At 27.7% G+C, this 22,896-nt stretch carries 23 protein-coding genes; 3 read left to right on the forward strand and 20 right to left on the reverse strand.

Annotated features, from left to right (window positions below):
* Positions 1–12: 12 nt before the first annotated feature.
* From rsmH to ABNT63_RS08485, 4 genes are all read right to left on the reverse strand, one after another.
* Positions 13–954 (reverse strand): 16S rRNA (cytosine(1402)-N(4))-methyltransferase RsmH, encoded by a 942-nt coding sequence (gene rsmH / locus ABNT63_RS08470; protein WP_348735340.1) that lies wholly within the window; start codon positions 952–954, stop codon positions 13–15.
* 3 nt (positions 955–957) lie between these two features.
* Positions 958–1,389 carry a division/cell wall cluster transcriptional repressor MraZ gene (gene mraZ, locus ABNT63_RS08475; RefSeq protein WP_348735341.1) on the reverse strand — a complete coding sequence of 144 codons (432 nt, stop codon included), beginning with the start codon at positions 1,387–1,389 and terminating at the stop codon, positions 958–960.
* 213 nt (positions 1,390–1,602) lie between these two features.
* Positions 1,603–1,779 carry a 50S ribosomal protein L32 gene (gene rpmF / locus ABNT63_RS08480; RefSeq protein ID WP_004027582.1) on the reverse strand — a complete coding sequence of 59 codons (177 nt, stop codon included), beginning with the start codon at positions 1,777–1,779 and terminating at the stop codon, positions 1,603–1,605.
* Entirely contained in the window at positions 1,779–2,297 is a 519-nt protein-coding gene (locus ABNT63_RS08485) for a YceD family protein (RefSeq protein WP_348735342.1), read from the reverse strand. The genes rpmF and ABNT63_RS08485 overlap by 1 nt, the downstream gene beginning before the upstream one ends.
* Before the next feature lie 577 nt (positions 2,298–2,874).
* Between ABNT63_RS08485 and ABNT63_RS08490 the strand changes: the two genes are divergently transcribed.
* Together ABNT63_RS08490 and ABNT63_RS08495 are read left to right on the forward strand one after the other, a co-directional pair.
* Positions 2,875–3,171, forward strand: coding sequence for a hypothetical protein (locus ABNT63_RS08490; RefSeq protein ID WP_348737173.1), 297 nt, complete (start codon positions 2,875–2,877; stop codon positions 3,169–3,171).
* Positions 3,165–3,287, forward strand: coding sequence for a hypothetical protein (locus tag ABNT63_RS08495; protein ID WP_348735343.1), 123 nt, complete (start codon positions 3,165–3,167; stop codon positions 3,285–3,287). Before ABNT63_RS08490 ends, ABNT63_RS08495 begins: the two co-directional genes overlap by 7 nt.
* Before the next feature lie 122 nt (positions 3,288–3,409).
* Here ABNT63_RS08495 and pheT read toward each other — a convergent pair whose 3' ends face one another.
* From pheT to lepA, 12 genes are all read right to left on the reverse strand, one after another.
* The gene (gene pheT / locus ABNT63_RS08500) at positions 3,410–5,803 is read right to left on the reverse strand and encodes a phenylalanine--tRNA ligase subunit beta (protein ID WP_348735344.1); all 2,394 of its coding nucleotides are present in this window, start codon (positions 5,801–5,803) and stop codon (positions 3,410–3,412) included.
* 10 nt (positions 5,804–5,813) lie between these two features.
* Positions 5,814–6,851 carry a phenylalanine--tRNA ligase subunit alpha gene (pheS, locus tag ABNT63_RS08505; RefSeq protein WP_348735345.1) on the reverse strand — a complete coding sequence of 346 codons (1,038 nt, stop codon included), beginning with the start codon at positions 6,849–6,851 and terminating at the stop codon, positions 5,814–5,816.
* Positions 6,852–7,156: 305 nt separating this feature from the next.
* Positions 7,157–10,372, reverse strand: a complete 3,216-nt coding sequence (locus ABNT63_RS08510; RefSeq protein ID WP_348735346.1) for an ABC transporter permease — start codon at positions 10,370–10,372, stop codon at positions 7,157–7,159.
* 128 nt (positions 10,373–10,500) lie between these two features.
* A complete protein-coding gene (locus tag ABNT63_RS08515) occupies positions 10,501–10,998 on the reverse strand; it encodes an ADP-dependent NAD(P)H-hydrate dehydratase (RefSeq protein ID WP_348735347.1) in 498 nt (165 codons plus the stop codon).
* Between the two features lie 364 nt (positions 10,999–11,362).
* A complete protein-coding gene (locus tag ABNT63_RS08520) occupies positions 11,363–11,974 on the reverse strand; it encodes an NAD(P)H-hydrate epimerase (RefSeq protein WP_348735348.1) in 612 nt (203 codons plus the stop codon).
* 48 nt (positions 11,975–12,022) lie between these two features.
* The gene (locus tag ABNT63_RS08525; protein ID WP_348735349.1) at positions 12,023–12,712 is read right to left on the reverse strand and encodes a M48 family metallopeptidase; all 690 of its coding nucleotides are present in this window, start codon (positions 12,710–12,712) and stop codon (positions 12,023–12,025) included.
* A gap of 33 nt (positions 12,713–12,745) precedes the next feature.
* The gene (locus tag ABNT63_RS08530) at positions 12,746–14,074 is read right to left on the reverse strand and encodes an MFS transporter (RefSeq protein ID WP_348735350.1); all 1,329 of its coding nucleotides are present in this window, start codon (positions 14,072–14,074) and stop codon (positions 12,746–12,748) included.
* 793 nt (positions 14,075–14,867) lie between these two features.
* Complete coding sequence (locus tag ABNT63_RS08535; RefSeq protein ID WP_348735351.1) at positions 14,868–15,395, reverse strand: hypothetical protein; 528 nt, start codon at positions 15,393–15,395, stop codon at positions 14,868–14,870.
* Between the two features lie 7 nt (positions 15,396–15,402).
* Positions 15,403–15,738 carry a hypothetical protein gene (locus ABNT63_RS08540; protein ID WP_348735352.1) on the reverse strand — a complete coding sequence of 112 codons (336 nt, stop codon included), beginning with the start codon at positions 15,736–15,738 and terminating at the stop codon, positions 15,403–15,405.
* Positions 15,723–16,004 carry a Vmc-like lipoprotein signal peptide domain-containing protein gene (locus ABNT63_RS08545; protein WP_348735353.1) on the reverse strand — a complete coding sequence of 94 codons (282 nt, stop codon included), beginning with the start codon at positions 16,002–16,004 and terminating at the stop codon, positions 15,723–15,725. Before ABNT63_RS08545 ends, ABNT63_RS08540 begins: the two co-directional genes overlap by 16 nt.
* 46 nt (positions 16,005–16,050) lie before the next feature.
* Positions 16,051–16,569 (reverse strand): hypothetical protein, encoded by a 519-nt coding sequence (locus tag ABNT63_RS08550; RefSeq protein ID WP_348735354.1) that lies wholly within the window; start codon positions 16,567–16,569, stop codon positions 16,051–16,053.
* A gap of 274 nt (positions 16,570–16,843) precedes the next feature.
* Positions 16,844–18,646: a translation elongation factor 4 gene (lepA, locus tag ABNT63_RS08555; RefSeq protein WP_348735355.1), complete on the reverse strand. Its 1,803-nt coding sequence runs from the start codon at positions 18,644–18,646 to the stop codon at positions 16,844–16,846.
* A 240-nt stretch (positions 18,647–18,886) separates the two neighbouring features.
* On the opposite strand from lepA, the gene ABNT63_RS08560 reads away from it, so the two are divergent.
* Positions 18,887–19,348 (forward strand): hypothetical protein, encoded by a 462-nt coding sequence (locus ABNT63_RS08560; protein ID WP_348735356.1) that lies wholly within the window; start codon positions 18,887–18,889, stop codon positions 19,346–19,348.
* 16 nt (positions 19,349–19,364) lie between these two features.
* Here ABNT63_RS08560 and ABNT63_RS08565 read toward each other — a convergent pair whose 3' ends face one another.
* Genes ABNT63_RS08565 through ABNT63_RS08580 form a run of 4 tightly spaced genes read right to left on the reverse strand, consistent with a single transcriptional unit; the run spans position 19,365 to position 22,882 of the window.
* The gene (locus ABNT63_RS08565) at positions 19,365–19,751 is read right to left on the reverse strand and encodes a hypothetical protein (RefSeq protein WP_348735357.1); all 387 of its coding nucleotides are present in this window, start codon (positions 19,749–19,751) and stop codon (positions 19,365–19,367) included.
* Between the two features lie 30 nt (positions 19,752–19,781).
* Positions 19,782–19,907, reverse strand: coding sequence for a hypothetical protein (locus tag ABNT63_RS08570; protein WP_348735358.1), 126 nt, complete (start codon positions 19,905–19,907; stop codon positions 19,782–19,784).
* A 1-nt stretch (position 19,908) separates the two neighbouring features.
* The gene (gene fmt / locus ABNT63_RS08575) at positions 19,909–20,868 is read right to left on the reverse strand and encodes a methionyl-tRNA formyltransferase (protein ID WP_348735359.1); all 960 of its coding nucleotides are present in this window, start codon (positions 20,866–20,868) and stop codon (positions 19,909–19,911) included.
* Positions 20,855–22,882 carry a DUF2779 domain-containing protein gene (locus tag ABNT63_RS08580; protein WP_348735360.1) on the reverse strand — a complete coding sequence of 676 codons (2,028 nt, stop codon included), beginning with the start codon at positions 22,880–22,882 and terminating at the stop codon, positions 20,855–20,857. The genes fmt and ABNT63_RS08580 overlap by 14 nt, the downstream gene beginning before the upstream one ends.
* Positions 22,883–22,896: the final 14 nt, after the last annotated feature.

Raw genomic sequence — 22,896 nt, forward strand, 5'->3', positions numbered from 1 at the left:
AATTTTAGAATATTATTTCACCCGTTCTAATATTCTTAATTTAGCACTTGTACTTCGATGGTTGTTTGTTTGTTCAGTTACCGAAGGTACAATTGCTTTCTTAGTAATAATCTGATAATCACTTTCAAAATATGATATTGCTGGTAGCTGTTGATTTATTTCATAATTAGGATCTTTTGTTAAACTTTGAAAATATTTTTTAACAATACGATCTTCTAGTGAATGAAACGAAATTACAACTAACCGACCATGCACCGCTAATAAAGTTGTTGCTTGTCGTAATGATTCTTGTAAAACAAATAACTCTTGATTTACTTCAATTCGTAATGCTTGAAAAACTCGTTTTGCTGGATGTTTTGCCTTTTTTAAAATCTTTTGTGGCAAACTTTTTTTAATAATTTCAACAAGATGAAAAGTAGTAACAATTTCTTGTTCATTACGAGCAATAACTATGTTTTTTGCAATTACTTTTGCAAATGGTTCTTCACCATAATTTTGAAAAAGTTTTACTAAAGCTTCTTGCGAATAAGTATTAACAATGATTTTTGCTGTTAATCCTTGATGTTGATTCATCCGCATGTCCAATGGACTATCATAGCGATAACTAAAACCACGGTTATCATCATCTAATTGTGGTGATGATACTCCGAGGTCATATAAAATCCCATTAACTACTTTAACATGTCGTAGTTGTAATTCAGCAGCTAAATTAACAAAATTATTTTTAATAATTTCATAATTACGATATTTACTCTTATGCAAAATTTCTTCAGAAGCAACAATTGCTGCTTCATCTTGCTCAAAGCAATATAATTTTCCATTTGGAAGATGCTTTAAAATTTCAAGACTATGTCCGGCTCGTCCTAAGGTACAATCAACATAAATTCCATTGTTTTGAACATTTAAACCGGCAATTGCTTCTTGTAATAAGACTGTCTGATGTTTAAATTCCATACGTTAAATTTTTTCCTCAAAATTTTTTGCCGCTTCTTCAATTCCTGACGCTTGTTCAATGTATACTTCTCAAACTTTCGGATTTCATAATTCTAAGTGGTCATTGTTTCCAATAATAACAACATCTTTTGTAATATTTGCTTTATTTTGCAAAATGGACAAAATTTTAATTCGTCCAGCATTATCGAAAGTAGTTTCATCAGACATTGACATAATTTTTCGCATCAAAGCCCTTCCTTCGGCTGTGGCTTGTCCAATTGAAGCAACTTTTTCTGTTCACTTTAACCATTCAGCTTCATTACGAACATCAATACAACCATCAAAACCAAGAGAAATAAAGACTTTATCATCTTTAAACTGTTCTCTCATTTTAGAAGGAATTGTTAATCGTCCTTTATCATCTAATGTATGATTGTAAGTTCCTAATAATGCCATTTTGCCCCATTCTCCCCCACTTTCATACATATTGTATTATACTCTTTCCCATATTGCAACACTTTTCCCAAAAAATTTTTTACAAAAAAAGCCCTACTACTGGACCAATAATTTAAATGCTTTTTTAAACAAGATAAATTATAAATACAACATTAGTTAAAAAAAAAAAAAAAAAAGAATCTCTTGATCCTTCCTATAATTAGTTATTATAACCTAATCAACTCTAATAACTTCTTTATCCTTATAATATCCACATTCACGACAAACTCTATGTGGTTTAATTAATGCTCCACAATTTTTACATGCTATCAAAGTTGCTCCAACTAATTTAAAATGTGTTCGGCGTTTTCTTTTTGCCTGTTTGGATGTTTTTCGAAATGGTACCGCCATTATTTCTCCTCCTTTGTTGTTTTAACTAATTTTTCGTGTAATTGTTCTCATCGTGAATCAGATTGAGCTGCTTGATACGCTGTAAATTCTTCCTCAGAAAAAACTTGCCAAGTTGAATCACCATTAATTATTTTATCACTATTTTTAGATAAATTAATAGGAATATTCATAATTATTTCATCTCACGCATATTTTATTATATCAAAATTTTGCTCATTTAAGTAAATAATATCACTTTTTTTATAAAATTTAAAACTATACTCATCATTTCATTCTAAATTAATTGGAACAGCAAAATGTTCTAATGTCTGAGCATCATCAACAACAACTTCGCCAATAATTGTTGCAACAATATTAATTGCATTAAGATTTGGATGATAAGTAATTATTCCCTTAATATTAACATCTTTGATTCCTCTAATATTAACCGAATAATCTAGTAATTCTGGGCTAATATTTAATGGTATATCGACACTAACTTGCGGTTGTTTAATAAAATCTGTTTCTGTATAAATCATTTTGTTCCCTCATTATTTTATTGACTTTTGTTGCCGAATTTGAATAATCTTACCCTAATAAATCTTTTGTTAAATTATTCATTAATATAATATAATTATACATTTATTTTTATAAAATATAAATGTGCTGTAAAAAATGAGGAGTCAAAATGAAAATTATAACATACGAAAAAGAAAACCAATTAACTGATTTGCAAATTCAATTAATTGAAAAATTAAATAATGACATTCAGAGTGTTCTAGAGTTAACTATTAACGAATTAGCAGATAGTATTTTCATCAATATTTCGACCTTAAGTCGTTTAATTAAAAAATTGGGTTTGAAAATTATAGTAAATTTAAAGTATGAGTTGCTGGAAAGTATAATAATATCAAGGAATTTGATATCCAAGAAAATGAGACAACTCTCCATAATATTATTGATAATATTTATAAACTGCATACTTATGCATTAGATGAAACTTATCGAAATTTAAAAGTTAATCAATTAGAAAAATTCATTGATACAATTCATACGAATGAACGAATTGTTATCTGGAGAATTAGTTGCCATACTTTAATTTGCGAAAATTTAAATTTACACTTAAATGTTTTAAAATATAACTCAACTTATCTTGTTAATTATTATGCCACAATTCAATTAATTAAAACTCTTAGTGAAAATGATTTATTAATTTTAATTTCAAAAAGCTTACAAGATGCTGAATATCATTTCCTAATTGAAATTGCAACAAAACGAAATGTTAAAATTATTTTATTAACAATTAATAAAGAATATAAAGGACCACCTAATTTACAAAAACTAACCTTAGAGAATACTGAAATTATAAATTTTTATGTTGATAATCCCATTATGTTTCACGGTTGATGCTAATTAATATTGTTTTTGGAATGTTAATTTCAAAATATCATCCTACTCATAATGAAGAATATCAAGATTATTATGCAGCCATTGATGAATGACAAGAATATATTAAAAAAATAAAATAACTAGTGAACATCTGTTTCAAAGGATGTTCTTTTTATATAAAAAATAAACCAAGTTCTAATTAAAAGGATTAAGATTTAGTGTTCATAAATTACCTTAATCCTCAAATACATAAATTTTTTTTCTAGCGAATTTGTAATTGTAATTTCTTCAAATTCATTTTAATTTGTTCAAATTGTTGGTTAATATCTGTTTCAGTTAGCTGTTTTGCCATATCATTAAATGTAAAACTAATTGTTAAAGCAACATGATTAGGCATTTCTTTATGATCAAAATACTGGTCAATCACTTCTATTGCAACAACATTTTTAACTCCTGTTAAAATCTTTTTCTTAATTTGTTCGTAGGTTACTGTTACTGGTACTCAAATTGAAATGTCACGACTACTTGTACTAAATTTAGAGGGCGGTGTGAAAAATGTTTGTTTCTTATGCGGATAATTAAACATTACTTCAAAATTAATTTCACCAAAATAAGTTGTAGTTTTTAAATCAACTTCTTTTTGATAACTAGGATGAATCACACCAATAATTGCTAATAATTGTTTTCCTAAAAAAACATGACTAGTTTGATAAGGATGGTAAATTTTATTTTTTGGTGCTGATTGATATGATAATTCATCAATATCAATTTGTTCACTTTGCAAATAAGCTTCCAATAAACTTTTAATATAATAATACGAATTAGAAAGACTATCGCCTTTTATTTTATTTTGAACAATTTCTGCTTGACTTACAAATGCCCCATGATAATAACTTTTCTCATTTACATAAATTTTTTCAACAGTAAATAACTTAACATTTTTTTGATTTCGAGCATTATTATATTTAACACTGTTTAATAAACTATTTGTTAAACTTAACCGCATTACGGCATGTTCTTCCGATAATGGCGATAGTAATTGATATGGTTTTTGATAATTAAAAAAGTTAAAATGAGTAATTTCTTCTTGTTTAACTAGCGCATATGTTTTTGCTTGATAAAAACCATTATTTAAAAAGAAAGTTTCAAAATTTTTAATTGTTTTTTCAGTAGGACGTTTAGCCTTAACTAAATTTGGTAAGACTGGTGGTTGAGCAACAATGTTATTATAACCAAATAACCGGGCAATTTCTTCAATCAAATCAGCTTTCTGAAAAATATCGGTACGAGTTACTGGTGGTGTCACAAATAATTGTTCACCTTCTGTTTTAAATTGGAAAGCTAATGATTCTAATAAAGCTTTAATTTCTAATAAGGTAAAAGAATGACCGATAAATTGATTAATCTCAAGTAAAGTAATGTTAATTGACTCAACTGTTTTCTTATATTCTTTAATAAAGTTTAAAACTGATAACTCGGCTAAAAAACCATTAATTTTTAATAAATACAAATAACGTGATAATCCTAAGCCAACAGTAGCATAACTAATGGGTTTGATATAACGTTGTAAATTAATGTTACTAATACCAACTTTTCGTTGTTGTTGACGCATTATAATATGATTTAAATGGAGTGCTAATACTGTTATCTCCGTTGTTGTAGCACTAATAGCATAAGTCGGATTAACGCGAACACCAATTAATTCTACAAATTCATTCCCATCAAGAACTACTAAATCACCTTTTTTAATATTAAAAGTTTTATTTTCATAATCATCAATAATTTTTAAAGGGTTTTTAATTTTATTAAAATCATAAAGTAATAATGGTTGCCCTGTTTCAAGGGTTGCTTTAATTGCTAAATCGCCAAATGGATCTGCTACATTTGATTGATATTCATTAATTTTTAACCAAATTCGATCTGATAATTTTAGCGGAGTTTTTTCCGGCGTTAATTTAATATTAACACTAATTGCTGATTCAACTGCTGATGTTGCAATTTCTACTTTTAATGGATTTTGATATTCTTTTAAATTTTCTGTTGATTCTAATTCTAACGGAAATAATTCACGTTTAAAATAGTGGGCTAATTCACGAGCTAATTCATAAGCACTTAAGCAATCACTGCGGTTTAATGTTAAATCAATCTCAAACAAATAATCAGTTAAACCAATTTTAGTTAAAGCATCTTCAGCACCAATCATATCATATGAACCTTCTTTTTCATTAAAAGTTAAAATAATTTCATCTTGTTCAGCTGGCGTTAAATATTTTTCAGCAATTCCTAATTCACTTAGTGAACACATCATTCCTTCTGAAGCATATCCTTTAATTTCACGTTTTGCAATTTTTGTGCCATCGGCTAACACTGCCCCTGGACGAGCAACGACAACATATCCATTTTCTGCTGGGTTACTAGCTCCGCAAACAATTGGGTCAACTAATTCTTGTCCTGTATCAACTAGACAAAACTTTAAATGCGTATCAGGAATTTCATTAACAACTTGAATTCGACCACAAACAATATTACTATTACGATCAAAATTATGCGTACGTTCTACTTCAAACCCTAAACTATTTAAAGCAGCAACAATATCAGCATTACTAATATCAGTAAAATCAATATATTTATTTAATCATCTTCTTGTAATAATCATTTTAAACCTCCTAATCAAATTTCTTAAATTGTTCTAAAAAGCGGATGTTATTTGTATAAAAACGACGAATATCATCAATTCCATATTTTAACATCGCAATTCGTTCAATCCCAATGCCAAAGGCAAAGCCAGTTAATGTTGGATCTTGTCCACATGCTTGATAAACAAGCGGATTAATCATCCCAGAGCCCATAATCTCAATTCAACCAGTTTGCTTGCAAATTGAACAACCTTTATCTTGACAATTAACACAAGTAACATCAACTTCAACAGATGGTTCTGTAAATGGAAAAAAACTTGGTCGTAAACGAATTTGTGTTGCTTCACCAAACATCCGTTGACAAAAGTATTGAATTGTTCATTTTAAATTAGCAAAAGTGATATTTGGGGCAACTAAAAACCCATCAACTTGCATAAATTGATGTGAATGTGTAGAATCATCATCATCACGGCGATAAGTATTTCCAGTTGAAATCATTGCAATTATTTCATTTTTACTTTTCATCTGTGAAATTGCACGGGCTGTCATATTGGTACAGTGTGTTCGTAATAATGTGTTTTTAGACAAATAAAATGTATCTTGCATATCACGAGCTGGATGTCCTAATGGTAAATTTAAGCGTTTAAAATTATATTCATCATCATCAACTTCAGTTCCAAACACAATATCATATCCTAATTCTTGAAATAATTGCGAAATTTCATCAATAACTTGGTTTAATGGATGCTTTGTTGCTAATACTAAATTATATCCTGGTAATGATAAATCAATTTTTTCTTGTTCAATTGTCGCAATTAATAAAGCATTTTCTAATTCGGTTTTTTTAACTTGACATAATTCAGTTAATTCTCCTTTAATTTGATTTGCTTTTTGACCAATTGTTAAACGTTCTTGATGTGTTAAATCTTTCATTTTTTTCAATAAATCATTTAACATTGATTTTTTCCCTAAATATTTTAATTGAACGGCATTAACTTCCGCCACTGTTTTTGCTGCTTTAATGTTTTTTGTTGCTTGGGTAAATAATAAGTCTAATTCTTTTTCCATTGTTTAATCCTTTCTTGCTGAAGTCTAATTAATTTAGAAAAATCCTTGTCTATATTAAAAAAATATAAACAAGGAGCAATTTCTTACGGTACCATCCTTTTTTTACTAATAAATAGTCTTAATTACAGTTAACGAATCATTAATATTAATAATCCGGCTGGGATTAGCAGCTCTCATTAGGTGAATTCCTTAATATCTCACCAGTTATTTGCACTAATCATAACCTCTCTGACGATAAGCATATTAATTACTATTCCTAAATCAACGATTTAATCTGAAATTTTATAATTTTATTATAACCTATTTTACTCAGTTAATTCATTTAGTTTTTGTTTTTTTACTAAATACATAGATAATAGTCATGATAGAACTAAAATAATACTAATAATAGTCCCAACTTTTAATGGTGTTTGTCAATTTAATGGTAAATTAATAACAAATTTAAACTGTTCTAAAATAATGTTAACAGCAAAGTACCAAATTAGTAAGGAAATAACATATGCCAGGAAGAAGGTAAATAAAACACCAAGAACATAATTACCAATTACAATAAAGTTTACTTGCCGTGGTTTATATCCTAAGGCTCGCATTGTTAAAATAACTGAGCTAGCTTCATCAATTACCGAAGAAGTAATAACTGCTAAAATAATGAAAATAATAATTCCATTTAATATTTGTAAAATTAACAATGAATCATTTAACATCCCCAAGCCTGACGATGCTAATAATTTTTGCAAGGTAATTAATTCAACATTATTTGGACCCGTAAAAATACTAATATCACTACCATCACTAGTTATTGTTGTCATAATTTTTCCTAATTCTGCCATAATATCATGGTTAAAAATATTAATTGTTAAGTTTTGCAATGTAATCTTATAATCTTGTTTCCCCATTAGCAATTCTTTTGGGTTGATCTTATCATAAATCATTTTTTCCTTAGAAATAACTCCATCATAAAAATCATTTGGGACTGGTTTTTCGTTAAAATCATAAAATAAAAACCGAATAGTATTAGCATTAATAAAAACATTGCTTCGTGTTGTATCATTTTTATTAATTCCCTTTACAACAATTGATATATTATACGGAGATCTTACATTTTTAACAGTAAATTCAAAAGTGTCATTAATTTTTAAATTATTTAATTTAGCTATTTTTTCTGAAATAATTGCAGGAATTTGTGTTCTTGTTAATGGTGCTGCAAACAATTCGTTAATAACTGTTTTGTTAACACCTTCCATTTGATAAAACTTTGTCCAAGTATTTGGTTCAATCCCTTTTAAATTAAGATCACTAATTACTGCTGTTTCACGATTACTTGGAGTTACAGCTAAATTAAGAACTGGCAATTCAGTTTGAGGATTATAATACAATATATTAAAACTAACAACTGTCTTAATATGTGTCTGGTCAATCAGATTACTTAAATTAACAATATTTTTTCCTCAATTTGGTAAATTTCCTCCTTTTATATTTGTTATATCTTTAACAACTTGAATTAAATCAGTTAAATAAACTGACTGATAAATTGGCTGATAAAGAAAGAGTTTTTGTCATAATTCCATATACATCGGATTATGATGAATGGCTGTTGCTAATGCATTAAATTTTGCTAATGAAACAGCTTGGGTTTGTTCAACATCACTTGTTGGTAACACTCGAAAATGATTATTATTTATTAGTTTTAATTTTTCTTCTCCTGTTGAAGTTCGATGCCTTGTTGCCATTGTTAATAAATTTGAAAATTGGAAGCGATGGTCAACATCTTTTTGATAAACATTACTAAACGAATAAACAATTTGTCGAAAAACATCAGATGCATTAAATTGAATGATAAAGAGTAATGAAGAAATAAAGAAAATAAACATTACAATCATTCATTTTCAAAATCCTTTTAAAGTAAATGCTAATTGAATTCGAAACAAGAAACTTGTTTTACTAAAAATTTTTTTAATCCCAATTATTAAACCATAAAAATGCATTTTTCCAGCACCATTAATTAATACTAAAATTGGTTTTTTTAAATAACTCATTGTAAATAAAAATGATAAAGTAGTAAAAAAGATGGGGATAACTAAAAACAAAATTAGCATAAATCATCAGGAAACATAAATTAATTTAAATGGAATTAATAATCCTGTTGTATATAATGTATTAACATATAACTGAATAGGAATACTAACACAATATCCTAAGATAATACCAAATAGCATCGTGACAAAAAACTTTGTTGAAAAAATTCATGATAATTCCGTTGTTTGATAACCAAAAGCTTTAAAAATTCCAATTTGGCGACGAGTTTTATTCATCTCTTTTTTCATTGTATAATTAATAAAAATAAAACCTAAAAATAACAACACTGAACCAATTGCACTATACAAAATAATTTGAATATTAATATTTTGCGTTTGCATTGCAATATCACTATTTTCATATGGAATTAAAGTTGCTGTTGGATTAATATAACCCTGTGCTAAATTTTCTTTTAAAGTTAAAATTGCATTTGTTGAATTTAATTTAATTAAAATTTTTTGACTTGGGTTTAAAGTAATATTCCCTAACTCACCACGAACATTTGCATCCTGCAATTGAGTTTGGAAACGCTCAGTTGTAAATAACACACCGTATTTCCGAATATCATTGCTACTATTAATTTTTAAACTTGTCCGCTTAATAAAATTATCTAAATTATTTCCAATTCCAACAATTTTTAAATTAAATTTTGGGTTGTTCGGAATGACTGGAAAAATATCTCCAATTTTTAAATGATTTTGCTCTGCAAATAAACTACTGACAACCGCTTCATCATCTACTGCTGGCAACTGTCCTTGGTATAATTTCAATTGGTTAAAATTAACGGCGGCTGTCTGTTCTAGATTTTGTACTACATTTTGTACTACCGCAGGAGTAATCTTTAAAGTATAATTTAAACCGCTTTCTTGTTTAAAAGAAATAGCTTCAAAAACACCAACAGAATATTCTGGCAAAGTTTTTTGTCGTAATAACCGTGTTACCATTTCTTTTGGTTGGTTTCAATTAAATTTTTTAAAATAAAGATAGCCAATCGGATTAACAATATCAATATTTTGCTTCATTCCTCGATATTGCGCAACTTCCGCTAATTTAGTAATAATTTGACTTGTTGAACAAATTTTCTGTAATTCTGTACTTGCAAGAGTACCACACACACTTTTTGTTGTTTTTCACCAACTACTGTTTTCATTTAAAATTGCTTGGGGAAATCCTGTAACATTAATTTCTTGCTTATTTTTATCAATAAACTTATTATGTAAATAATAATCTTCCATAAAATTAGGTTTATAATCTTCAACACTAAAATTATAATCTCATTGTTCAGATGTATATACTAAATCATTATATTTTATTTTATATTGTAAAGCACCTGATAAAATTCCGGCAATTGTTGCAATAATAATGATAATAAAAAGAATTAAACCTCCAGCTTCAATTCAATTTTTAAAATATGATTTTAAATAACTTTTTAAAATTTGGCGCATTATTATTCTCCATCTTTCATTTTAATCAATTATAACAAATTTAAAAGTTATCGAAATAATCAAAATAACTATTTTTTGAAATTAAGCGAATCGTCATTTCCAATAAGTTCTGCTAAAACAAAACCAATTTAATCAATAATGTCTGTTGGTAACACTGGTTTTTTGTATTGTGAAATTTCATCACCAGCTAACCCATGTAAATACGTTCCAACAATTGCTGCTTCAAACAATTCATAACCTTGACCAACTAAACTAACAATTAAACCAGTTAGCGTATCACCCATGCCAGCAACAGCCATATATGGATTACCGGTACCGTTAATATACACGCGATTACCATCAGTAATAATTGATTGATATCCTTTTAAAACAACAATAATTTTATACTTATTAGCAAATTCTTTTGCAATATTAATTCTATTACTTAAAATTTCTGGCACACTTTTATTAATTAAACGTGATAATTCCAATGCATGGGGTGTTAAAATTGCTCGTCCACGTAATTTACGTAATAATGGGACATCTAGAACATTAATTCCATCAGCATCAACAACAATTGAACCTTTATAATTATCTAAAATATAATTTAAAGTATTATATGTCCGTTCTGTTTTTCCTTTTCCCATTCCATAGGCAACTACATTAACTTTGTTTGTTAATAAATCTAAAATTCGGGCTCGATCAGAAGCATCACAAAACGTAATTTCTGGAGCAGTATTATTGGTTTTTTCCTAAATTATGGGGATAATGCTCAAATTACTAGACCAATTCCAGCATTTAATGCCATATTAGCAACTAAAGTCCCAGCATTTAAATATTCTAAACTTGAAGCAAAAATAAGTAAATTTCCATAAATGCCTTTGTGTGAAATTAGTGAGCGGTAATGTAATTGGACACTATCCGTATAAAATAAGTTGTTATCAATTAATTTTGCGCAAATCCTATTAATTTCTTGCTGATGAAACCCAAATTGTCATACAACAACCTTTCCTAAGTAAGGAATAATATCATAATTAATAAAAGCTGATTTATAAGTAAAAAAAAAGTAACAGTTTTATTAGCCTTAATTACAATTGTTGGAATTGTTGCACTATCATTTTCAATTCCACTTGGAATATCACATGCTAAAACATATTTTTGACTTTCATTAAATTTTTTAATAATTTCAGCAATGGCAGGTGGCATTTTTCCGTGATAACCAATACCCAAAATGCAATCAATAATAATATCAGTTCATAAAATTACTGCCTCAATATTATCATCAAGAAAGGTCATTGTTACATTTCGCAACTTTTTAACTAATGAATAATAATATGCCACTTCTGGGGTTTTAGCAGTATCAAAGGTTTTTTTATCAGTGCAAATATGAATATGGATCTTTTTTGTTCCATCATAATCACTAATTAATTTTGCTAAACAAAAACCATCCCCACCATTATTACCAATGTTAGCTAAAATTAAAAAACTATGAACTGCTAAATTCAAATGATGAAATAAACCTTCGGCTGCTTTCGCCATTAATTTAACTGCTGAAATATCAAATTGATTAAAAATAAAATTTTCAAGATTTTTAATGTCTTGTTGATTACTAATATAAAGCATATTTCTTAACTCCTTACTTATTTATGTTAAATTAAAAAGAAAACCATATTAGATTCCTGGTTTTTTTAAAATTTCAACTTTTTCACGATAATTTGGCATATATTTTTCAACATGATATCAAAACGCCTTAGAATGATTATGATGAACTAAATGTGATAATTCATGAATAATTACATATTCCAATACTGTCGGATCAAAATAAATTAACTTTGTATTTAAAACAATTTTTTCCGTTTGTGGATAACACACACCTCATTTACGAACCATTGCTTTAATTGTTAAATTTTTATAAGATAAATTCATTATTGTTGCTCATTTATTTAATAACTGTTCAAATTTATAACTAAATTTTTGTTTTAAAAAATGGTGTAACTTTTTAACATTTTCATCATAACTACCAGCATCTTTTAATAAAAAATATTGTCGATTAATAATTTTTGTATGAATATTTTCATTGGTTAATTGCAACGGATATTTTTCATTAAAAACATAAACATAACCTATTCCGTTTGGATTAATGACAATCTTTCGATAATTATCATGAACATTAATTACCGTAATAATTTTTTTAATATTTTTATAAATTAGAGCTTCAATTTCCCAATCATGGGCATAACTAGGAGCCGATACTTTAATTTTGCCATTATTAACATTCAACACAATATTCTTCTGTTCTTTAATAATTAAATCATATTTAATTAAGTTGCCCTGATATGGTAGCACTTTTTCCAATGCCATGCTATTCCTCCCCCTATCATAAATATAGATTAATTAATGATTATCATCTATTTTATCATCATTTTCATTTTCATTCTCAAAATTATGGTGTAAATCCGATGATTGTAAAGAATTATTAGTTGCTGGTTTTTTTGTAATATCTTCACGGTATTTTTTTCCTGCTGTTCAAATTTTATCAATATCACCTAAAAAAACTTTACCATCATAAGAACTATCAACACGGGCATTGGGATTAATGCGTTGCTTACCACTTGGTTTTGGAACCGAACCAATTCGTTCCGCTAATTCTGTTTTATCTAATGACATATGTTGTTTTGATTTTGGAATAATAATTGAATCATAGGCATTGAAATTTCCTTTTGAAGGCGAAGCTTCCGCACTAAAAATAGGGGCTGAATAATCACGATGTTTAATAATATCACCTTTTTTCACAAAATCACCTTCTTGTTCAATAAGTAATCCTGCTGGTGATTCATCAACAATTCCTTCACCCTCTTTAATTGTGCGTAAATATTGGCCTTCTGCACCAACACGAATTGTTGGTTTTGAATTATCAGAATTATTATCTTCTTTCTCTGGAACAAGATGTGCTTCACCTTGCTCATGTAAAAGAGAATTCCGAGCCATTTTTGCTTTCAATAATGCCATTTTTGCTTTTAAATCATTTGTTGTTGCAACTGATTTGTTGTTAAGAGGAGTTTTTGTTACTTCAATAGGAGTAAGTTCATCTTGATTAACCATTTCTTTTTGTGGTGTTAACCCACGAGCACCAATTTTATCAGTTTCAAAATTAATCGCTGTTAAACGATTTTTTTGATTTTGTGTTAATGATTTTGTTTTTCGTGTTGTATGATAATAAGCTATTGCAAATCAACTACCAAAGAAGGTTAAGACTGGTCCAATAAATAGTAAAATAAAACCTGAATTAATTGGTAAATTTAACTTAAAAATATTTAAACCAGTTTTAGCACTTATTGGTTGACCAGCAAACACAACAGCCATTGTTAATAAAATGCAAGATATTAATCCAATAACAAAAGCGCCACTTATGCCAAAAATTTTATAACCATTATTTTTTGATAAATAATTTGGAATTAAATACAGCAATACTAAAAAACTAGAAATTTCAATTAAAATCCCCCCAATTAATTCTGGGTTTGCCATCACATTATGATATACTGTTATATTTGAAAACTGTAAAATTAAAAGAGCAATATCGTGTAATAGCATATCTGCAGAATTATAAAGGAACATTTGATTATTAATTTTATTTGCTAGCATAATTAATATTCCGAACAGTAACGCACTAAAAATTCCGCCAATTGTTAAGAAAATTAATGACACTCTACGTAATTTCTCCATTTTTTTCACCTATCTTTTAACCATAACAAACCATACATATATTATTTAGGTATATACCGTAATTATACCCTATTTCTATCAAAACCAATAATAAAATGTAAAAATCGTTTGTTATTTATCATTTTAATTAAAACAAAATCCAACAGAAAAAACAATTTAAAATTTTAAAAATAAAAAAGATACTAGTTTTAATTTAAAACTAGTATCACTTCACATAATTGTAACACAACTTTCACTCAGGGTAATGTTTATTATTTTGATAATTATATTTGTTCAGAAATAATTAAATAATTCAGGGTATATATATTATGTTTATTAAAAATTGATTTACTACTTAGTTTAAAGGATAAAAAAAGAACGGACATATTTGTATCACAAATCATTTTACAGACTAGTTTGTTTTTTATGAAATAGACAAGGGAATTATTTTTAATTATTATTCTGAAACGATTGAAAGTTAATAGTTTTGTTAATTGATATTTGATATTTGATATTTTAATACATTAAAAAAATATCTACATCCTTTCGCTTAACATCCCAACCACCCTACCAGAACTCCAGAAGATTGATAAATTTAAAAGTAAAATGAATTAGCTACTAATTGCTAACTAACCATTAAATAAATGTTAAACTTTATAATCCTGCATCAAAATAACGTATATCCAATTACATTATATAATATATTATTTTATTTTCAACAAGATAATTTACTTTAAAAATTAAAAACTAATTTTATTTAAAACTAGTTTTATCCTAACACTTTTTTCAATTGTAATTACTTCTTTTTATTTTTTTATTGTAATGTTGCAATAATTTCATAAAACGGCTGTTTTGTTAAAATTGATGCCATTTTATTAGACGATGCTAAAATTTTTGAACCTGGTTTTGCTCGAAAAACAAGTTCTTTTTTATCTTGATTATATGGTTTGTCAACTAAAAGTTCATCATATCATAAGTCTTTATACTGCTCGGCAAAATCTTTTCCCAACAGTTCTTTAACAACAGCATAACGAATGTCATTTAAATTATTTCCAGTATATGTTTCAGTTAGGCTAACTTTAATTTGTGCCATATTTTTTGGTTTTTCATTATTATAATTTAAATATTTACGGTGATCTAAAATAACATGAAATTTAAAAGTAACATTCGAATCATTGAAAATATTAGGGACACTACCATTTAAGTAAAAAGTACCGTTGAATTGATTATCAATGGTAATATCTAAGATACCGCCTTGCATAAAGGCTTGCATAATAGCTTGACTATAAAAAACAGAAAAACAATTACGATCACCAGTAAATTCCATTAGGACTGCTGCCATAATTAATTTATTTCCGGTTGGATCTTTTTTTTCAATTATTATATATAGCGCTATTTAAATAGACATTTTCTAAGTTAACAACTGGATACACTTGGTCAAAAGTAACAGCTTCTGAAATAATTTCTAATTCACCAGTAAAATTACTGCCTTCTTTTGCAATCATTTTATAATTATTACCTTCCATAATAATTTGGACATCATCACTCGTAAAATTTGTTCCATTTAAGACATTAATCACTGCTAAAACACGAGCAGGATCAGCGGATTTACCAACTGCTTCTTCTGAATATGGTAATGAAGTGAACGTAATAATTTTTGTTAAATCATTTATTGTTCAATCCAAATTATTTTTTTTGTTAAAAATGGTTGATTCGTAACATCTGGCATTGAACGAATTATTGCTGTTTTCATCCCTGGGGCAAGATCAACATCAAAATTATCTGCATTATAATTTAACTTTTGAATAGTTTCTTTAATACTAGCAACATTGGGGATGACATGATAATTGGTTTTTTGTGTAATATCAACAACATTAGTACAACTAACAACTGAAGTAATAGAAGCCGAAGTAAATGTTAGGGATGCTAAAATCATCATTAATTTTTTCATACCTAAAAGCTCCTCTATTCTAAAAATAAATTATTTAAAAATATTATTATAAACAAAGCAATGGTGGATAATTATCCTTTTTGAACTGAATTAATAATTTTGTTTTTCGTAATTGCGCTTTTAAAAATGTGCGACAAATGAGTAATTTAATAATTACTACAATCTTCATTTGCTGTAAAAATCGAATCAGCGCAGCAAATGGATCAATTGTAAAATTATTTATAAATAATTCATTATAAATTTCAGTGTTAGTTCAAATAACAAAAAAAGTAATTTTTTTAAGATAAAATCCATAAATAATAACTAGTACAATTGTTAATAATAATGATAAACCAATAATAAGATAAAAAATATAAAATAAATTTAATAAAATTAAATACGGAATTCGTGCTAAATGTTGATTTTGAACTAAATTAATATAACGTTGAAAATTATAAGCTAATGTTATTGTTAATAAAATTAAATTTAATAATCATGTTAAAAGAACAAATCAATTTTTTTTAATCAATAATTTATAATGGTCAAATGATCATTGATATAAGCGGAAATTAATTAAAATTTGCATTAAAATCCTTAAGACAAAAACAGAAACAAAGGAAATTAATACTACATAGGCTAAATTAAAAAGAACATTATCGAAAACAAAATTATTTACTGGATAAATAATTCCAATTCCTCAAAAGAAAAAAATATAAAATAATAATGCTAATAAAAAAAACTAAGAAACTTATGATAAAAATTATTATGTTTTAGATTCATTGTTATCACCTTTTATTATAATTAATATCTTTAAATAATTATATCACTTTTTATTAATAAAAAATTGCTAACAATAGCAATTAATCATCTAACTTTAAAACAGCCATAAAAGCTTCTTGGGGGACTTCAACTGAACCAATTGCTTTCATTCGTTTTTTTCCTTCTTTTTGTTTTTCCAATAATTTCTTTTTCCGAGTAATATCACCACCATAACATTTTGCTAAGACATTTTTACGCATTGCTTTAATATCTTCTCGTGCAATAACTTTATGATTAATGGCTGCCTGAATTGGAACTTCAAAATTTTGCCGAGGGATAATTTCTTTTAATTTTGCACATAAGGCCTTAGCACGTCCATAAGCAAAATCACGATGAACAATAATTGATAAAGCATCAATAATTTCATTGTTTAATAAAATATCCATTTTAACTAATTTATTAGGACGATAACCAATAAAATCATAATCTAACGAAGCATAACCTTTACTAATTGATTTTAACCGATCAAAAAAATCAAACACAATTTCATTTAATGGTATTTCATAAGTTAAAATTCGCCGTGTATCATCAATATACTCTAAATTAACATATGTTCCACGTTTATTTTGACATAATTCCATTAATGAACCAATATATTGCTCAGGAGTCATAATCGTTGCTTTGACAAATGGTTCTTCAATGCGATCAATTTTTTGCACAGCTGGTAATTCACTTGGATTATCAATACTAATCATTTCCTTATTTGTTAAATAAACATGATAAATTACCGATGGAGCAGTTGCAATTAATTCTAAATTATATTCTCGTTCTAACCGTTCTTGAATAACATCCATATGTAATAATCCTAAAAAGCCACAACGAAAACCAAAACCTAATGCTTGTGATGTTTCTGGTTCATAAACAAGGGAAGCATCGGATAACTGAATTTTTTCTAAAGCTTCTTTTAAATCTTTATATTTAGCGGAATCAATTGGATATAATCCACAAAATACCATTGGGTTCATTTTTTTATATCCTGGTAATGACTGTTGAGCTGGATTAGCAACGGTTGTAATCGTATCACCAACCCGAACATCACGGACCATTTTAATACTTGCTGCTAATCAACCTACTTCACCAGCAACTAATTGGTTTTTTTTAACTTCTTTTGGTGTTTTAACTCCTAATTCAGTAACTTCATAAACAGCATCAGTATTCATTAATTTTATTTTTTCACCAACGCAAACAATTCCTTGTTTAACTCGAATTGAGATCATTACACCACGGTATTTATCATAATATGAGTCAAAAATTAATGCTTGCAATGGATTATTATCATCGCCTTCTAACGGCGCAGGGATATCTTTAACAATTGCTTCTAAGACCTGTTTAATATTTAACCCTGTCTTAGCACTAATTAATGGTGCATTTGTTGTTGGAATTCCAATTAAATTTTCAATTTCTTCTTTGACACGGTCTGGATCAGCAGATGGTAAATCAATTTTATTAATAACAGGAATAATTGCTAAATTATTATCAATTGCTAAATAAACATTTGCTAATGTTTGGGCTTCAATTCCTTGTGCTGCATCAACAACTAAAATTGCTCCTTCACAAGCTGCTAAACTACGTGAAACTTCATAGGTAAAATCAACATGCCCTGGTGTATCAATTAAATGAAAAATATACTCTTGTTGATCTTGAGCACGATATTTTAACTGAACAGAATTTAATTTAATTGTTATTCCTCGTTCACGTTCTAAATCCATTGAATCCAATAATTGTTCTTGCATTTCTCGTTTTTCAACTGTCCCTGTTAACTCTAAAATCCGGTCTGCTAAGGTTGACTTCCCATGGTCAATATGAGCAATAATTGAAAAATTACGAATTAATTTTTTATCCATTTAAAATTAAAACCCTTTCTATAAACAGTTACATCTCTGATATTATTATACATAATTTTAGCAAAATAACCTGAAATAGCAGGTTTTAATAATAAATAATTATAGTCACATTGAATTTTTAAAATAAATACGATATAATATATTATATAATTTAAAAAATGAAACTCTGAAACAATTATTTTTAAAAAAAAAAAGATAAAATTATTAGTGTTTATTAATATCACGGAATGGGGAATACTTGTGAGTACTAACTTTACAGAATATTACAATCAGTTAATGGCTGAAGTAACTTTAATTACGAATGTTGAAAAAATTTCTGATACAAAAAAAGATTGGTTGTATACATTATTAAAAAATTTAAAAACTTTTAATACAAAACAAATTAAGCTGCAACAACATGAAGGGTTAATTTACCAAATTATGCGTGTTATTAATCATAGTACGGAATTTATTCATAACCGTATTAATAATGCTCTTAATGAATATCGCAAATTATATCGACAACATTTTAAAGTTAATTTAAACATGCGACAAGAAAATTTACGAATTTTTGAGTATTGTGAAAAACAACTACAAACTAATTATGGCAACAAACTTAAAATTTTACGAGAATCAATCATTAATTATTATTACTTAAATTATTTAAAAGATAAAATTGAAGAAACATTAAAAATTATTAGTTTGTTCGCACGAACATTATAAAAAGAGTAATTATGTCCTAATTACTCTTTTTATAATGTCAAAATTGTTCATCATCTCAAATTTTATTTGTACTATGCTCATTAATTCGAACAAAAACAATTGCTAACGTAATTCCCATTATTGTTGCAACAGCAATTTGAATTGCATCAGCAATTAATTCAACAATTGCAACATCAGGTCCAAATAAGAAATAACTATACAAAACATATAATAATAACATTAAAGAACTAACAAAAATAGCACCATAGCGACTTAAAATGCGAGCATCAAAATAAGTAATTAAAAACATTAAAATTCTAATTAAAATTGAAATAGGAATAAAAATAAAACCGCCGGTAACAAGATCAATAATTGTTACATACAAAATACCACTAATTAATAACATTGGCCCTTTGATTAACATTATTAAACCTAAAAATAACCCATCTGCTAACTAAATAATCCCTTTACCAACACCAAAATTGAACTGAATAAATTGGGAAATATAAGCAATAACTACTAACAAAGCAGTAATTAATCCTGTTGTTGCTAAATATTTTAGTGATTTTAAACGATACATTTTAAATAAAAATATTTCCAACCATAATTTCTGACGAGGCATTATGATAGTAATTTTTAGTATCAGTTACTTTTTTTCCCTCGCGTTGTAAACGCGTAATTAGCAAATAACCATCTTCAACTTTAACTTTAATCCCTAATTTTGAAATATCAATAATTGTCCCATTTACAAAATCAGCGTCTTTTTCCGCTAATGGTTCTAAAGTAATCATTGCTTGGTGCAATTTATAATGAATATTATTAACAGTTGTATAAACAATTGGTCATGCATATAATCCACGAATTTGGTCAACAATTTTTTGTTTTGGTAAAAACCAATTTATTTTTTCTTCATCACGTGTAATATTATAAGCAAATGTTGCTTGACTATCATCCTGTGGTATTCCTTTAATTTTACCAGTAATAATATCTAATAAATATTTTTCAATCATTGTACCTGCTAAAACCATTAACCGGTCATGCAAAGATGAGGCTGTTTCGGTGGCACTAATTGGAATTGCTGTTTGAACATACATTTCTCCTGCATCCATTTTTTTAATCATTTTCATTAGTGTAATCCCTGTTTCTCGCTCACCATAAATAATAGCCTTATGAATAGGCGCCCCACCACGTAATTTTGGTAATAATGAAGCATGAACATTAATACAATTAATACGTGCTAATTTTAAAATTCGCTCTGGAATAAATTGCCCATAAGCACACGTTACAATAACATCTGGTTGGAAAGTTCCTAACTCTGTATAAAGATTATTAATTTTTTCTGGTTGAAAAACAGGAATCTGATTTGTTAAGGCAAATTTTTTGACTGGGGAAAATTGAACGAGTTGCTGACGTCCAATTTTACGATCAGGTTGGGTAACAATTCCAATTATTTCAATTGTTGGCGCTAACTTTTGTAAAGCTTTTAAAACAGCTGTTGCAAAGATTGGCGTTCCCATAAAAATTACTCTATATTTCTGCATCTTTTTTCCCTCCCTTAATTGGTGTTAAAGACCCCATTAAACGAACAATATGTTGATAAATAACAATCATTGCTAATGTATCCCGATTACAATATTTTAACATTTCTCCTCGAAATGATTTTTGTCAAATGATGATTGGAATATTATTCTCCACCCGGCGACGAAAGATTTCACTCGCCATATCACCTTTTTGTACCTTTAATGCTTGATAAGTAAATTGATTATCAAATGCTGGTTGTGTTTTTTTAATTGAAGCTGAACCATAAAATTCTTTTTTATAAATCATAAAGTCCTGAAAAAAATCCATTAAGTCAATTGTTTTATTTCGAATAATCCTTAATTTTTTTTGGCAATCTTGATAAGTTGTCATAAGTTCCTCATTGCGACTTTGATTAATTAAGATTGTTAAATAACTAATTAATTCGGCTAAAACCTTACATTCAAAACTCTTATAATAAGCTACATAAACTCCTCCGCCATGTCTAAATAAATCAGTAACTAAATGTTTAATTAGTGCTAAGCGTGGATCACCTTCACCATCTGCTAAAAAGGCATAATGTTCCATTGTCGTTTCATCTTGATAATCAAAGTGATTATCTTTAATAAGATGGACTGAATATTGAAACGGAATTTGCTGATAAGAATATGAATAATCAAAGTGAGGAACTGCCGCTTTCATTGTTTCAAAATCATACATATATATTGGATACTGATACTGTTCTAAAATTTGATTAATAATAGCAACCTTCTTTGGATCAACAACTGGGGCATTATCTTGAACAGCAAGAATTTGGCGTTGTTGTTTTTCTGAAAATAAAATTGGTTTTTTTTGTCGCGTTGATTGCTTAAAGGTAAATGGTAACACAATATCTTTTAACAAATCAATGTGTTCTTGATATTTTAATAATGTCTTTTTTTCCATCCCATGGGTTAACTCAAAGACACTATGATGCGGTGGTAAATAACTAGTAACATGTTGGCAATAACCATAACGATCACCTTTTCCATTGAAACATTGTTCCTTGCTAAATAACGGAAAAATTGTTTCAACTGGTTGCATAAAATAATGTTTAATTAAAGCTAAATCATCAGTAATGATGCGATTCTTTTCAACACGTTTGGCAAATTGTCCAGTCATCATTTGCTGACAAAATTCTAATAAACTAATAGCCGGTAAGGTTTTGGTTGGCAATTTATAATAATCTTGAAACATAAACAACTGGTCATCATCAATATCACCAATCCGTTGATACTCCGAATTTAACAACATTAACGAAACCCGACTAATTGTTAAGCCTGCCCCAGTTAAAACATAATACTGATAGGCAACATCATAACCATATTCATCCTTAACATCCTTGTCAACATACATTTGTGCTTTTTTATCATATTTTCGACCAGTTGAAGCTTTAACCTCAATTAAATGATAAGTACCATCTGGAAGTTTCTTTAAAATATCACACTTTGTAATACAATTGTTATAAACAAAAGATGGTTCAAAATAAACATCATAGTTTGGATTTGCTAAAACTTCAGTTGTCTTTGCAAAAGCAATTTTCTTGCTGTAATGTTCTAAATTAAAATAGGTATAATCACGCATAAAATATTCGCGCGCGCGTTGACCAACTTCATTCCCATCAGTAATTGTTTCACCGGGATAAAAATCAATTTGAACATCTGCCATCGTTGTTTGAATCTCATCTGGTAAAGTTCGAACATCATTACTATCCGTGTCCTCAGCTGCTGGTCAATAAGTTTCTAGCGCTAAATCATACAAATGTGGTTGAAATAAACCTTTTCCCTCTTCATTTTCATCATCATCAATAAAAATAGCTTCATCAATTTTGGCACTGTTAATATTATCTTGCAAGTCAAAAAAGACCGAAATTTTTTGAGCTGTCACTCATTCTTGCACTGTTTTTAAATTACTTCGTGAAGCTAATGTTCAAGCAATTTTAAAACATTTTTTAAATCGTTTAAAATCTTCTTTTTTTAAAGTGATTTCTAAATCCATTATTGCACTTCACT

This window comes from Spiroplasma endosymbiont of Ammophila pubescens, assembly GCF_964020965.1.
Taxonomy (GTDB): Bacteria; Bacillota_I; Bacilli_A; order Mycoplasmatales; family Mycoplasmataceae; genus Spiroplasma.